We start from the raw sequence: 15310 nt of genomic DNA, 5'->3' as shown, positions 1-15310 counted from the left end.
AAGTGAAGGAACCAAAAAATTCAGAAGCGAATCAAAATGTACTGAAACGATTCCACTATTCAACAGATCAAATTATCGAAAAGCCTTTCAACTGGGCTCAGATGTTGAGGCTGCTGGCTTATTTAAAGCCATACTCCAAGAACCTGCTGCCATCTTCCATCATCGCTGTTTTGATTACGACGGCCGTCAGACTGATGATTCCTACTATCATAGGGGTTTATGTATTAGATAAAGCAATTACGAATAAAGACAGCAAACTTTTAGGAATTCTTGTTTCAATTATTGCAGGCCTCTATATCCTGTCTTATATCGCGAACTATTTCAGGATTAAATGGATGAATATCCTCGGGCAGAGTGTCATCTATGACTTAAGGAAGCATTTGTTTACACATGTACAGCATTTATCACACCGATTTTTTGATCAGCGGTCGGCAGGATCAATCCTGGTCAGAATCATGAATGATATCAACTCTTTACAGGAACTATTCACGAATGGGGTAATCAATCTTTTAATGGATATGTTGCTTTTGGTGGGCATCATAGTCATCCTGTTCACATTGTCGCCGCAGTTGACATTGGCTGTAATGGTCATCCTGCCAATCATGTTTTTCATTTCCACCAGCCTGAGAAAAAATATTAGACGCTCTTGGCAGAATGTCAGGCTGAAGCAGTCGAAAATCAACTCCCATTTAAATGAAAGCATTCAAGGGATTAGAATTACGCAGTCTTTTACACAAGAAAAAGGGAACCGAATGTTTTTCAATGGGATTAATAATGAAAGCTATCTTGCCTGGAAAACTGCGACGCAAAAGAATGCCATGTTCCGCCCAATGGTGGAACTGACGAATGCAGTCGGTACCGCAGTGCTGATTTGGTTTGGCGCCCATTTGATTCAAACAGATTCTAATTCACTTACATTAGGTGAATTTGTTTCCTTCGCGTTCTATCTGGGCATGTTCTGGGAGCCGATCTCAAGGCTGGGACAGGTGTACAACCAATTATTGATGGGTATGGCATCGTCAGAAAGGATATTTGAGTTTCTTGATGAAAAGCCAATTGTTTCTGAGAAAACATCAGCAGTGGATATCGATGAAATGAAGGGCCGCATCGAATTCGAAAATGTAGAATTTTCATATGATGATAAACGTAAGGCGTTAAAAGGAATTAACCTGGAGATGAAAGCAGGCGAGACAGTTGCCCTTGTTGGCCATACAGGCTCAGGGAAAACGACCATTGCCAATTTGATCAGTCGATTCTATGATCCTACATCAGGCAGTGTAAAGATTGATGGCCATGATTTAAGGGATGTTTCCTTAAGAAGCGTCAGGGAAAAAATCAGCGTTGTCTTACAGGATACATTCATTTTCTCTGGTACCATCAAAGAAAATATCAAGTTTGGAAGACCTGATGCTTCTGATGAAGAAGTCCATAAAGCAGCAGAAGCAATCGGTGCGCATCAATTCATTCAAAAGCTTCCAAAGGGATATGATACTGAAGTAGAGGAACGGGGAAATATTTTATCTGTCGGTGAAAGACAGCTGCTTTCATTTGCTAGGGCTTTATTAGCAGATCCGAGCATCATCATTCTGGATGAGGCGACAGCAAGCATTGATACTGAAACAGAAGTCCAGATTCAAAAAGCATTAAATATCCTGCTCAAGGATAGGACGGCAATCATAATTGCCCATCGCCTTTCCACAATCAGGGAAGCAGATAAAATATTTGTCCTGGACCACGGAAATATTATAGAAGAAGGCAACCATGATCAGCTGATGAACTTAAAAGGTGAATATTATCATTTGGTCAAAGCACAATTTAATATGCTTGAAGCGATATAATTCAGTATTGCTCAGAGATTCCCCTGTATTTTTTCAGGGGAATTTTTTGCATTTGGTAACCTGACGCCATTGAAGTTCGTCATATGATTAAAGGAAAACAGGAGGTTTAAATGAGAAAAATCGCATATTTTCTGGCTGGTATGATTATTGTCTTTGGCATGGGAGCCTGCAGTGGAAGCCATGACAAAATGGAGAGCAAGTCAGATGCAGGGAAAAAAGAACTGATGAGCCAAAGTGAACAAAAAGGATTTTCAACCTCAGATTCATCGGATGAAAAAAATGCAGAGAGCGGCACCTCCCAAACAGAAGTAAGGGAAAGAAAAGTGATTTATACAGCGAATCTCTCTGTGGAAGCAAGTAATTATGAAAAATTGCTGCATTCCCTTGAAAAGAAAGCTTCAACTATTGGGGGATATATTGTCCGGTCCAACTCCTATCACACCGATGAAGAGAATGTAGCAGGAGAAGTTGTTTTTCGTATTCCCCAAGAAAGGTTTCAAGAGTTTCTCGATTTCTCTGAAGGGGCTTCAGCAAAGGTGTTGGAACGCAATGTTGCCGGAGAAGATGTTACAGAAGAATATGTCGATTTGGAATCGAGATTGAAAGCTAAAAAAACTGTAGAGAAAAGATTGCTGAGCTTCATGGAAAATGCTCAAAAAACAGAGAATCTTTTAAAAATTTCGGATGACCTGGCGAGAGTACAGGAGGAAATAGAAAGCATTGAAGGGCGCAGAAAATATTTAGAAAATCAATCAAGTTTAGCGACCATTACGGTATCGATCCGGGAAAATAAAATTAAAGTAGGCGAAATAGAAAAAGACCAAGCGGGAATTTGGCTGAAAACAAAAAAAGAATTTATAGACAGTGTAAACTCATTGATATCAGTTGTTTCCACATTATTGATATTTATTTTAGGAAATATCCTGTACATTATTATCTTAGTGCTGATCTCCATCCCGGTAATCAGATATATGAAAAGAAAAAGGGGGGCATAAAAGCAGCCCTGCTTTGACAAATAAAATAGAGTAAATAAAAGCCTTCTCTTACTCATAGTGTCGGGGTAAGAGAAGGCTTTTATTTTGTTTGTGAAAAACGTCACAAAATAGACATTGTTCAATACTTCACAAACTATGGTTATTCCATTATGATTAGGGTACTAACGTAATAAATTGTCATATAGAAGGGGGAAGAATCTGTGGAACTAGATAATGTCATGCTTAGCAGAATGCTTACTTCCATGACTTTGGCATTCCATATAATATTTGCAACCATTGGGGTCGGGATCCCTGTTATGATTTCCATTGCAGAATTTGTAGGGATTAAGAAAAATAATAACCATTTCCTGCTTCTGGCACGCAGGTGGGCACGCGGCTTCACCATTACTGTAGCGGTCGGAGTAGTGACGGGCACTTGTATAGGGCTTCAGCTTTCAATGCTTTGGCCAAGCTTCATGAAAGTGGCTGGACAAGTCATTTCGTTGCCATTATTCATGGAGACATTCGCTTTTTTCTTTGAAGCTATATTTTTGGGGATTTACCTATACACATGGGATCGATTTAAGAATAAGTGGCTGCACTGGCTGCTTACCATTCCAGTCATGATCGGATCTTCAGCCTCTGCATTGTTCATCACGACTGTTAATGCATTTATGAATACGCCACAAGGGTTTGAATTGAAGAATGGGAAGGCGGTCAATATTGATCCGATTGCAGCAATGTTGAATCCATCTACCCCATCAAAGGTATTTCACGTTCTCACATCTTCCTATATGACTTCGGCTGTTCTGCTTGCCGCAATTACCTCATTTGCCATATTAAGAGGGAAGAGGAGCATCTATTACCGCAGCGCACTGAGGCTGACGATGATTTGTTCTTTAGTGTTTTCCTTGGGCACTGCACTTGCAGGGGATGTCTCAGCTAAGTTCCTTGCAGAAGTACAGCCGGAAAAGCTGGCAGCAGCTGAATGGCATTTTGAGACGGAGTCAAATGCGGATCTCATTTTATTCGGAACGATTGATGAAAACAACCAGATTCATCACGCAATCCGCCTTCCTGGCATGTTGAGCTTTTTAGCGGGAAGCAGTTTTGATAAGAAAGTCATCGGTTTGGATGATTTTCCTAAGGATGAAACCCCGCCATTATGGATTCATTACATGTTTGATTTGATGGTCGCCATCGGTTCGTTTGTAATTGTATTATCTCTGGTGTATCTGATAGCGTGGAGAGCCAAAAAATTCTCGGAATGGTTTAAGCCTATTTTATGGGGTATCGCCGCTGCTGGCCCACTTTCAGTTCTTGCAATCGAATTCGGATGGATTTATGCAGAAGTAGGAAGGCAGCCGTGGATTTTAAGAGGATATATGAAGGTCGCTGATGCAGCAACAACCGGACAGGGTGTAGGGTTGACATTCATCATTTTTGCGATACTCTATTTTATTTTAGCGATTCTCACATGTGTTGTCCTTGTAAGGATGTTCAAGAATAAACCTGCTGAAGCTGAATTAGAGAAGAGGTTCAATCATTGATATGCACCTAAATAGAAAGGGGAGGGAATCATGAGCTTGGAGATTTTAGGCATATCCGTTTTATGGATATTTCTTTATGGTTATCTTATCATTGCTTCAATTGATTTCGGAGCAGGATTCTTTGCATTTTATGGGAAGATTTCAAAAAGGGATCATCTCATTAATAATCTGATCAGCCGCTATTTATCTCCTGTATGGGAAGTGACAAATGTGTTTTTTGTTTTCTTCTTTGTGGGGCTTGTCGGATTTTTCCCTGACGCGGCTTACTACTATGGCACAGCATTGCTGCTGCCGGGGAGTGTATCCTTGGTGCTATTGGTGATAAGGGGTTCCTTTTATGCTTTTGGAAATTATGGTTCAAAGGAAAATAGTTTCTATTTATTTTTATATGGAGCAACCGGACTGCTCATTCCGGCCGCACTATCTACGGCATTGACCATTTCAGAAGGCGGATTCCTTAAAGAGAAAGGGAGCGGAGTTGAATTTCTCGCAAAGGAATTATTCACTAGTCCATATTCATGGAGTGTTGTTTTATTGGCCATAGTGTCTGTTTTGTTCATTAGTGCAGCATTTTTGACTTATTATGCGGATCGGGCAGGGGATATGCCGGCTCGGGATGTTTTAAGAAAGTTCACCTTGTTTTGGAGTCCTCCCACCATTTTGGCGAGTTTTCTAGTCTTTGCTTCTCTGCACGCCCATAATCCAGGGCACTTTTCGAAAGCAATCCAACTATGGTGGATGTTTGGTTTATCTCTCTTGTTTTTCTTGATTGCATCTTATCTAATCCTTAAAAAGAAAAATTTCGGGACTGCCTTCATAGCGGTCATGCTTCAATTCTTCTTTGCGTTTTTCGGGTACGGTGCCTCTCATTTACCGTATATCCTGCAGCCTTTTGTAACCGTTCATGAGAGTATAACAAATCCAACCATGGGTACTGCGCTGGTTGTCGTATTCATTGCTGGACTGCTGCTCCTTATTCCATCACTGCTCTTGTTGATGAAACTGTTTCTGTTTGATGCAGATTATGTAAAGGGTAAAAAGTAATTTTCCCAAATATAGACCTTATGCTACAATGTAGAGGAAATATCTGCTTAGTGTGGAGGCGTAGTTGTGAAAAAAGAATTTGTTGTGATCGGATTAGGACGATTCGGAGGAAGTATCTGCCGGGCGTTATCTGAGCAAGGGATGGAAGTCATGGCAATCGATCAAGATGAAGACCGCGTCAATGAGTTTGCTTCCATAGCTTCCCATGCGGTTGTAGCGGATACAACTGAAGAAGTGACGTTAAAAAGCTTGGGCATCCGTAATTTTGACCATGTTATCGTTGCAATCGGTGACGATATCCAATCCAGCATCCTGACAACTTTGATGCTGAAGGAAATTGGAGTGAACAATATCACGGTTAAAGCCCAAAATGACTACCATGAAAAAGTGCTGCGCAAAATTGGTGCCGACCATGTCGTTCATCCAGAAAGAGATATGGGAAGACGTATTGCCCATAATATCATTTCTAATAGTGTATTGGATTATTTGGAGCTTTCGGATGAACACAGCATCGTTGAGATTGCCGCCAATAATCCGCTGCTCGCGGGCAAGTCACTTGTGGATTTAGATGTTCGTGCGAAATACGGCTTGAATATCGTGGCGATTAAACGGGAAAATGATATTATTGTTTCACCCCAAGCAAATGAAGTCATTCATCAAGATGACATCCTTATCGTGATAGGGGCAGATACAGATATTAACCAATTTGAAAAGAAAATGATGTCTTCATAATCAAAAAGACCGAATCCACGAGGGTTCGGTCTTTTTGTCATTCTTGTTTATTAAACTTCCATGATGATCGGCAGGATCATCGGACGGCGCTTCGTTTTCTCGTAAAGGAATGGAGCAAGTGTGTCAGTGATTTCATTTTTAATTTCTGACCACTGGGATGTCTTGCGTTCCATCACTTTATTTAAATGGTTATTAATCAATTTTTGAGCTTCATTGATTAGATCGCCTGATTCTCTCATATAGACAAAACCGCGGGAAATGATATCTGGCCCTGCAGCAATCCTGAAGTCATTCATATTAATGCTGACAACGACAATGACAAGTCCTTCTTCAGAAAGGATTCGTCGGTCGCGCAGAACGATATTTCCGATGTCACCGATGCCGCTTCCATCAATATAAACAGATCCTGATGGAATTTTACCCGCAACCATTGCAGAGTCATCGCTTAATGCAAGAACTTCTCCGTTATCCATGATGAAGCAGTTTTCCTCTGCCACACCACAGTCTACAGCATGTCTTGCATGCATTTTCTGCATTCTGAATTCTCCATGAATCGGCATGAAGAACTTAGGCTTCATAAGGCGGAGCATAAGTTTCTGCTCTTCTTGTCCACCATGACCAGAAGTGTGGATATCATTTAAAGAACCATGGATGACTTCAGCTCCAGCTTTGAACAGCATGTTAATCGTTCTATTGACGCTGATTGTGTTCCCAGGGATAGGAGATGAAGAAAACACCACCGTATCACCAGGCTGGATTTGAATTTGTCTATGAGTACCGTTCGCGATACGGGACAATGCCGCCATTGGCTCTCCCTGGCTTCCTGTACAGAGGATGGTCACTCTATTGGCAGGAAGGCGGTTAATTTGGTTCGCTTCGATAAACGTATCTTTAGGACAGTTGATATAGCCAAGTTCATGACCAATCCGGATGGCTGCTTCCATGCTGCGGCCAAATACGGCAACCTTGCGTCCGTGGGATACAGCAGCTTCTACAACTTGCTGCAGACGATGAATGTTGGAGGCGAAAGTAGCAAAGATCACGCGTCCGTCAACTTTTCGGAAAATGTCCTGTATGCTTTCTCCAACTCTTCTTTCTGACATCGTAAAGTTAGGAACTTCACTGTTAGTGCTGTCAGATAATAGGCAAAGGACGCCTTCTTTTCCTATTTCAGCCATTTTTGTCAAATTGGCAGGCTCTCCAACCGGTGTAAAGTCAAATTTAAAATCACCTGTATGAACAATGTTCCCTGGAGGAGTCTTTACAACAATTCCATAGGAATCTGGAATACTGTGAGTCGTACGGAAGAAGGTAACAGAAGTCTTCCTGAACTTGATCACATCATCCTCTTGGATTTCATGCAGCTGCGTCTGTCTCAAAAGGCCATGTTCTTCCAATTTGTTTTTGATAAGTCCGAGGGCAAGCTTTCCTCCATAAATCGGGATATTTACTTCCCGCAGAAGGTAGGGGATGCCGCCAATATGGTCTTCATGTCCATGAGTGACAAACAATCCTTTAATTTTATCGATGTTTTTTGCTAAATACGTGTAATCAGGGATGACATAATCAATCCCGAGCAATTCGTCTTCCGGGAATTTGATACCTGCATCGATCAAGATGATTTCATCCTGGAATTGTACGCCATAAGTATTTTTTCCGATTTCGCCTAATCCACCGAGGGCGAAAACAGCTGTTTGGTCATTTTTTACAAATTTCATATACTAATCATATCTCCAATACTTTAAAATCTTCATTTTGTTTTTCGTACTCGTGGTGAGCTTCATCCACTTTTTGAATGTATTCAATGTTGATAGAACGATCCTTTAATTTTAGGCGCACGTCACGTTCTGCATCAGCTTGAACATACATAGCAGATGTTTTTTCCCTTACAGGAACTTCAGTTTTGTTGTCTTGATAAAACACTTTAAAAATCATTTTTTTCTCTCCTTACTCCGTAATCAAAAATGTAACTTGTTCTATTATATAAAAAGTTAGCAACTTTTTCATGTATTTTCCCTATAAAGAATTTATCAGGACGTTTGATTCCGTAGAATCCACTCTTTTTGTATAGCCAAAAATGATGTAATTGAATCAGTTTTTACAGATTTATTGTATCCATTATGTCCGGGTTTTAAATCTAACAATAAAGAATAAGCCCTCCGATGGAAGGCTATCAATTTACTGTTTAAGCTATTGTTTTCTTTCTGAGTAGATCTTTCCACTGCTTCAGCAGTTTCCTGCGGAGTCTTTTTAGCATAATTTATCACTCCTTACTTCTATTTTAATCGATTCTTGTCAAAAGGAAAAGGTGCCTTTCAAAACGATCTCATATATTTATTAATATTTAGTATATGAAAGTTTCAAAAATGCTTTCATGGATATTGCTGGCAATTGCGGAATGCACTACGTTTGACAATCATCTTCAATATCGATAGGGTATTCAAAGTGAGTCGAGATTTTAGAGAAGGAGATTGGCATCTATGAATAAAAAGATGGTGTTTTTTGATATAGATGGTACTTTGCTTGATCATGATAAAAATTTACCATCATCAGCAAAGAAAGCAGTTCGTCATTTGAAAGAGAATGGAGTTTATGTTGCTATTGCCACTGGAAGAGCTCCATTCATGTTTGAATCACTTCGCGAGGAGCTGGAGATTGATTCCTATGTCAGCTTCAATGGACAATTTGTCGTTTTCGAAAATGAAGTAATTTATAAAAATCCTCTCCAAACGGAAGATTTAAAAACGCTCGTGCAGCATTCTTCTGAACGGGATCATCCGTTGGTTTTTTTAACGGATGAAACGATGAAAGCCAATACAGAAAAACATTCGATGATAGAAGAGAGCATGGGCAGTTTGAAATTCAACCACCCATCTTTTGACCCTGAATTTTATTTGGACAAGGAAATCTATCAGAGCCTATTATTTTGTGCTGATCCTGAAGATAATTATTATCGTGAAGAGTTTACCCAATTTAAATTGATCAGATGGCACGATTATTCTGTTGATATCCTTCCCAAGGGCGGATCAAAGGCTGAGGGAATCAAACAGATGATTGAAAGGCTAGGGTTCGATATAAAAGATATTTATGCATTTGGAGACGGGCTTAATGATGTTGAAATGCTTGAAGCTGCTGGAACAGGTGTAGCTATGGGCAACGCGCATCCGGCTGTCAAGGAGTTTGCAGATATGGTAACTGATGATGTTGCAGAGGATGGTCTTGAAAAAGCACTGGTGAAATTGGGATTGCTTTAATGAATACCAAGAAAAGGATATACTAAAAGAGGCTGGGACATAAATAGTCTCTATAAAAGAAAAAAAGTGAAATCGAGCTGTCGATTTCACTTTTTTCTTTTTATTGTAGAGATCTGTATACAAGATCCTATCCTCTTGCCGCATATTTCCGTATGTTCACCGCCATTAAGGCGAGGCCGATTTCATTATCGACTTGCGATTTTCCACGAACGGAAAATCGTGTGAAACCTAAATTAGCCTTCAAGAATCCAAAAACTGGCTCCACGTCTATTTTCCGTTGACGGTAAATGCTAGCCGTTTCTTCTTCTGAAAGCTTCGTTTTCACATATTCTTTTTGTTGTTCCCACTTTTCATTGATCATGAGCTTACGATTGGTACCTTCATGCCCTTTCGTGCATAACGACCGTAGCGGGCAGTCTGTACAGTTTTCAAATTCATACATTTTGTATTGTCGCTGGAATCCTGTTTTATCTGTACGTGTAGAGTGATATCGGAACGTAAGTTTTTGTTCATTCGGACAAGTAAACGTATCACTCTCTTCATCGTATGCCCAGTTACTTGTTTTGAACGGATCATTTTGGTATTTTTTCTTTTGTTCGTTTAAATATTGATTATACGTGATGAGGGGTGTACGCTTGCGCTTGGTCAGAATATCATCATAATTTTGCTCGCTTCCATAACCGGCATCTGCGACAATATGTTTTGGTAATGAAAAGAACTCCTTTTCAATTCGATCAAGGAATGGGATTAAGGTTTTCGTATCTGTAGGGTTTGAGAAAACATCGTAGGCTAGTGCGAATTGTCCTTCTGTCGCTATTTGAACATTATAACCAGCCTTTAGTTGTCCATTTTGCATATAGTCATCTTTCATTCGCATAAAGGTTGCTTCAAGGTCTGTTTTTGAATAGCTATTGCGTGTGCCAAGAATCTCAAAATCCTTTTCATACTTTTGTTTGCGCGCAATCCAATCGGATACTTGTTTCACGATTTGTTTCGGTGATTTGCGTTCACTTCGAAGTTGTTTGCGCTCGCTTACATCCTCAGAGTTCTCAATCTTTTGGGTATATTCATCGACTACTTCATCTAGTTTTTCAACGATTTGTGTTAATTCTTCGATAGAAAGCTGCTCATCATTTTCTCTTTTTATTTCAGGAATAATTTTATTTTCAAGCAGTTCGTTGTATAACTGGTTGGACTTTTCCACGAGGCTCGCATGAAATTTTTCAATGGCCTTCTTCCATACGAATGTGAATTTATTGGCGTTGGCTTCGATTTTTGTACCATCGACAAAAATCGCTTCTTGATCAATAAGCTTCTCCTGCACTAACTGACAACGAAACTGAACGAAGCACTGACGAATTAGCTCCTTCATTTCTGGATGGACACGGAAACGATTAATGGTACGGTAACTCGGAACATACCCTTGTGCAAGCCACTTCATGCGGATACTATCATTCAAAAGGTCTTCTATTTTGCGACCAGAAAAAGTCGATTGCGTATAACCGCATAAAATAATTTTCAGCATCATTCGTGGGTGATAAGATGGACAGCCGGTATAGCGAATAAAGGAATCAAAGGCTTCATGAGGAATGCTTTCGACTAAATGGTGGATTGAAAAAGCAATATCGTTTTCTTGTAATTTCACTTCTAAATCTAAAGGCAAAACTAATTGATTCATGTTATAATTTTTAAACATAAGGACCCTTCTTTCCGATGAAATTTTGTGTGGTAACTTTATTTTATCAGAAGTGGTCCTTATATTTATAAGAAATAAAGAAAGCCGTTGAAATTTTACTCATCGTAAAATTTCAACGGCTTTTTCGTCTTAAAGGTGGGTTTTGTCCCAGCCTCTTTTTCTTATCTTTCGATTGGAGTAGCTCCTTCAGGTTCTTTGAAAGGATCTTTTTCGTCTATATAGTCGTAAAACATGATTCCGTTCAAGTGGTCGATTTCATGTTGGAAGACGATGGCGGGAAAACCTTTAAGCCTTAGTTTAACAGGCTTTCCTTCGATATCGAATGCTTTTACCGTTATCCTGGCATATCGGGGCACGAATCCGGGTACGGCTCTATCGACGGATAGACACCCTTCTCCTGAAGTAAGATAGGCCTTTTCAACAGAATGACTTGCGATTTTCGGGTTGAATAAGGCATAGCTGTATGTATCCCCATTTGTATCCTTTGTATGGACGGCAATCATTCTCTTAGGGACATTGATTTGCGGAGCTGCAAGCCCAACGCCCCCTCTTAAACCATATTGCTGTGAGATTTGAGGGTCCTGGCTGTTTTTTATATATTCCAGCAGACTTTTTAATATTTCCTTATCTTCTTCCGAAGGCGGCATGGCTACTTCTTCCGCCGCTTGTCTTAAAGTGGGATGGCCTTCGCGAATGATATCCTTCATCGTAATCATACTTTTTCCTCCTATTTTACATACCATAATCAATAGTCTATCAAATGATTGTTGGAAAGTTAACTCTCGTCTTTTGATAATTTCCTATCAAAAGACAAAGTCATATTAGATGGATCGTTCTCATAGAATAGAGACCATAGAGAAGATGAATTATAGTAAAATGTACTTAGTAAGGGGGATGCTATATGTTATCGATACGATGGCTCATTTTGGCTGCAGCAGTTGCATTGGTGCTGTCGGGGTGCATGAGTCGGCCTACAGCTGCAGAGGAAATATATAAGATCCTTGAAAATACAGTGAAAGATGAAAAAGAATTTCAAGATCAACAAGAGCCGATGACTGAAATGGAAATGAAAGAAAAAAAGTTATTTGATGAAATAATGGGTTTGGGAGTAAAACAATACGACAGAATTGCGGAACTGGCCGATAAGGCTCTCGTTAATTTAAAGAATCGAAGGCAGAGGCTTGAGAGAGAACAGCAGTCCATGGATGAATCCAAACAAAATTTTGAAGAGGTAAAAGAAAAGATAGAACTCCTAAATGATAAAGATGCCAAAAAGAAAGCCGGACAATTAATTACACTGATGGAAAAAAGGTATGAAGCACATGAATCATTATATAAGGATTATTCTTCAGGACTGAGTCTCGATGAACGGTTGTATAGTCTGCTCAAGAAAAAGGACGTATCCCTTGAAGAGCTGGAGGAGCAAATCAATAAAATCAACGATATATATAAGAAAATATATGCGGATAATGATCATTTCAATCAAAAAACGGCTGAATACAACACGGCAAAGCTTCAGTTTTATCAAATTGCAGGTATCAATATTAACGAATGACAGCCGAAGAAAAATGCTTCTATTGAATTATACGCATAATTCTGCTGCGCCACAGCCCAAGCCGCTGTGGTTTTTTTGTGGCGTTATGCCTGGATGTTTTTTGAAATGCGATATGATCTGTACTGTATAACAGATGAACGTTGTTGCAATTTTTATAGTACAGGTTAGTGTTGGTGACTGATACAGATGGTTTGTCAGTCATTGGTTATTAAAAATGTTTTTCTAGAAAAGTATTATATTTATAGTGTTTTCTGATTGACTTCGTCTTTTTTTATGGTGTAAACTAATTCGTGGAGATGAAGAGTTGTATTAATCGTACATGGTGATTCGATTGATACAGTTTCTTTGATAGAAATATTCTTTGTTTAAAACGTTTTATTGCAGAAGAATGTGGAAAACAATGATTATATGGACTTTTTTAATACCTATATATATAGGTGTGGTAGTCTATTGGAAATTGGGCATCCTACGTTTGTATGTAATAAGAATTTATTTTTATAAGGGAAAGGAAAGGTGACTTCAATGGCTTCTAAAACTAAGAAGACACAATTCGATGCGAAAAAAACGCTCGAAATGATTGAAGATCAATTTGAGATGCTCCAGATCTTGAATGAAGAAGGCAAGGTCGTAAATGAAGCAGCAATGCCGGAATTATCTGATGATCAATTACAGGAATTAATGCGCCGTATGGTATATACGCGTATTTTGGATCAACGTTCAATCTCTCTAAACCGTCAAGGAAGACTTGGCTTCTACGCACCAACTGCAGGACAGGAAGCTTCTCAAATCGCTTCTCATTTTGCTTTGGAAAAAGAAGACTGGATTCTTCCAGGCTATCGTGATGTGCCTCAAATCGTATGGCACGGACTACCGCTTTATCAAGCATTCTTGTTCTCCCGTGGACATTTCCAAGGGAACCAAATGCCTGAGGGCGTAAATGCTCTTGCTCCACAAATTATCATCGGTGCTCAATATATCCAAACTGCGGGTGTAGCGCTTGGACTTAAGAAGCGCGGCAAAAAAGCAGTTGCTATCACATATACAGGAGACGGCGGTTCTTCCCAAGGTGACTTCTATGAAGGAATCAACTTTGCAGGGGCATATAAAGCTCCAGCAATCTTCGTCGTACAAAACAACCAATTCGCGATTTCTACACCACGCGATAAGCAGACTGCCGGTAAAACTATCGCACAAAAAGGTGTGGCAGCAGGTATCCCGGGAATCCTTGTAGATGGTATGGATCCATTAGCCGTCTACGCTGCAGTAAAAGATGCCCGTGAACGTGCAGTGAACGGCGAAGGTCCTACATTGATCGAAACTCTTTGCTACCGCTATGGACCACATACAATGGCTGGGGATGATCCTACCCGCTACCGTACATCCGAATTGGATACAGAGTGGGAAAAGAAAGATCCATTAGTCCGTTTCCGTGCATTCTTGGAAGCTAAGGGACTGTGGAATGAAGAAAAAGAAAATGAAGTAATCGAACAAGCGAAAGAAGATATAAAAGAAGGAATCAAAAAAGCAGATGCTGCTCCGAAGCAAAAAGTTACGGACTTGATGAATATCATGTACGAAGAAATGCCGTATAACTTGAAAGAGCAGTTTGAAATCTACAAAGAAAAGGAGTCGAAGTAAGCCATGGCGCAAATGACTATGATTCAAGCCATCACTGATGCGCTGCGCGTTGAACTGAAGAACGATGAAAATGTTCTTGTATTCGGTGAGGACGTAGGTGTCAACGGCGGTGTATTCCGTGCTACAGAAGGTCTACAAAAAGAATTCGGAGAAGATCGTGTATTCGATACTCCACTAGCAGAGTCAGGAATTGGCGGCCTTGCAGTAGGTTTAGCTCTAGAAGGCTTCCGTCCAGTACCAGAAATTCAATTCTTCGGATTTGTTTACGAAGTAATGGATTCAGTAAGCGGACAGCTTGCTCGTTTGCGTTACCGTTCAGGCGGACGCTACACAGCGCCGGTTACTATCCGTTCACCTTTTGGCGGTGGTGTACATACACCAGAATTGCATGCTGACAGCTTGGAAGGCCTAATGGCTCAGCAGCCGGGTCTTAAAGTGGTTATTCCTTCCACTCCATATGATGCTAAAGGACTTTTGATCTCTGCAATCCGCGACAATGACCCTGTCATTTTCCTAGAGCATATGAAACTATATCGTTCATTCCGCCAAGAAGTACCTGAAGGCGAATATACTATCGAACTCGGTAAAGCAGATATCAAACGTGAAGGTAAAGACCTTTCTATCGTTACTTACGGTGCAATGGTGCATGAAGCACTTAAAGCAGCGGATGAACTTGAAAAAGAAGGACATTCTGTAGAAGTAATCGATCTTCGCACTGTCAGCCCGATAGATATCGACACAATCATCGCATCTGTTGAGAAAACAAATCGCGCAATCGTGGTTCAGGAAGCACAAAAGCAAGCTGGAATCGCTGCAAACGTAGTGGCTGAAATCAATGACCGTGCAATCTTGAGCTTAGAAGCACCAGTTTTGCGTGTGGCAGCACCTGATACAGTGTTCCCATTCTCTCAAGCTGAGGCTGTATGGCTTCCAAACCATAAAGATATCATTGAAACAGCGAAAAAAGTTCTTAATTTCTAATATTGAAATAAGGGGAGTGGGTTCATTCCCCTATTTAATCATTCAATA

General features: G+C 40.2%; 13 protein-coding genes. 9 read left to right on the top strand and 4 right to left on the bottom strand.

Features of this window, described 5'->3' with window-relative positions; all coding sequences use genetic code 11:
- Nucleotides 1-2 precede the first annotated feature (2 nt).
- The 5 genes from DFR59_RS01425 (at nucleotide 3) to DFR59_RS01405 (ending at nucleotide 6138) form a co-directional block, all read left to right on the top strand.
- A complete protein-coding gene (locus DFR59_RS01425; RefSeq protein ID WP_114743846.1) occupies nucleotides 3-1838 on the top strand; it encodes an ABC transporter ATP-binding protein in 1836 nt (611 codons plus the stop codon).
- Between the two features lie 110 nt (nucleotides 1839-1948).
- Nucleotides 1949-2833, top strand: a complete 885-nt coding sequence (locus DFR59_RS01420; RefSeq protein ID WP_114743845.1) for a DUF4349 domain-containing protein — start codon at nucleotides 1949-1951, stop codon at nucleotides 2831-2833.
- 200 nt (nucleotides 2834-3033) lie between these two features.
- Nucleotides 3034-4362 carry a cytochrome ubiquinol oxidase subunit I gene (locus DFR59_RS01415; protein ID WP_114743844.1) on the top strand — a complete coding sequence of 443 codons (1329 nt, stop codon included), beginning with the start codon at nucleotides 3034-3036 and terminating at the stop codon, nucleotides 4360-4362.
- Between the two features lie 30 nt (nucleotides 4363-4392).
- Entirely contained in the window at nucleotides 4393-5406 is a 1014-nt protein-coding gene (locus DFR59_RS01410) for a cytochrome d ubiquinol oxidase subunit II (RefSeq protein ID WP_114743843.1), read from the top strand.
- A gap of 66 nt (nucleotides 5407-5472) precedes the next feature.
- Nucleotides 5473-6138, top strand: a complete 666-nt coding sequence (locus DFR59_RS01405) for a potassium channel family protein (protein WP_114743842.1) — start codon at nucleotides 5473-5475, stop codon at nucleotides 6136-6138.
- Nucleotides 6139-6188: 50 nt separating this feature from the next.
- Here DFR59_RS01405 and rnjA read toward each other — a convergent pair whose 3' ends face one another.
- Entirely contained in the window at nucleotides 6189-7856 is a 1668-nt protein-coding gene (gene rnjA, locus DFR59_RS01400) for a ribonuclease J1 (RefSeq protein ID WP_114743841.1), read from the bottom strand.
- A 7-nt stretch (nucleotides 7857-7863) separates the two neighbouring features.
- Complete coding sequence (locus DFR59_RS01395) at nucleotides 7864-8073, bottom strand: DNA-dependent RNA polymerase subunit epsilon (protein ID WP_114743840.1); 210 nt, start codon at nucleotides 8071-8073, stop codon at nucleotides 7864-7866.
- A 545-nt stretch (nucleotides 8074-8618) separates the two neighbouring features.
- On the opposite strand from DFR59_RS01395, the gene DFR59_RS01390 reads away from it, so the two are divergent.
- Complete coding sequence (locus DFR59_RS01390) at nucleotides 8619-9392, top strand: Cof-type HAD-IIB family hydrolase (RefSeq protein WP_114743839.1); 774 nt, start codon at nucleotides 8619-8621, stop codon at nucleotides 9390-9392.
- Nucleotides 9393-9519: 127 nt separating this feature from the next.
- On the opposite strand, the gene DFR59_RS01385 is transcribed toward DFR59_RS01390, so the two are convergent.
- Nucleotides 9520-11088, bottom strand: a complete 1569-nt coding sequence (locus DFR59_RS01385; protein ID WP_114743838.1) for an IS1182 family transposase — start codon at nucleotides 11086-11088, stop codon at nucleotides 9520-9522.
- Between the two features lie 161 nt (nucleotides 11089-11249).
- A complete protein-coding gene (gene def, locus DFR59_RS01380) occupies nucleotides 11250-11804 on the bottom strand; it encodes a peptide deformylase (RefSeq protein ID WP_114743837.1) in 555 nt (184 codons plus the stop codon).
- Nucleotides 11805-11989: 185 nt separating this feature from the next.
- On the opposite strand from def, the gene DFR59_RS01375 reads away from it, so the two are divergent.
- The 3 genes from DFR59_RS01375 to DFR59_RS01365 all read left to right on the top strand — a co-directional run bounded on the left by DFR59_RS01375 (nucleotide 11990) and on the right by DFR59_RS01365 (nucleotide 15262).
- Entirely contained in the window at nucleotides 11990-12643 is a 654-nt protein-coding gene (locus tag DFR59_RS01375; RefSeq protein WP_114743836.1) for a YkyA family protein, read from the top strand.
- A gap of 522 nt (nucleotides 12644-13165) precedes the next feature.
- On the top strand, nucleotides 13166-14281 hold the full coding sequence (gene pdhA / locus DFR59_RS01370) for a pyruvate dehydrogenase (acetyl-transferring) E1 component subunit alpha (protein WP_114743835.1): 1116 nt from the start codon (nucleotides 13166-13168) through the stop codon (nucleotides 14279-14281).
- 3 nt (nucleotides 14282-14284) lie between these two features.
- Entirely contained in the window at nucleotides 14285-15262 is a 978-nt protein-coding gene (locus DFR59_RS01365) for an alpha-ketoacid dehydrogenase subunit beta (RefSeq protein ID WP_114743834.1), read from the top strand.
- Nucleotides 15263-15310: the final 48 nt, after the last annotated feature.

The sequence above is a fragment of the Falsibacillus pallidus genome (assembly GCF_003350505.1).
GTDB lineage: Bacteria > Bacillota > Bacilli > Bacillales > DSM-25281 > Falsibacillus > Falsibacillus pallidus.
The sequence above is the reverse complement of the archived record's forward strand: the minus strand, read 5'-3'. Positions and strand labels throughout refer to the sequence as shown.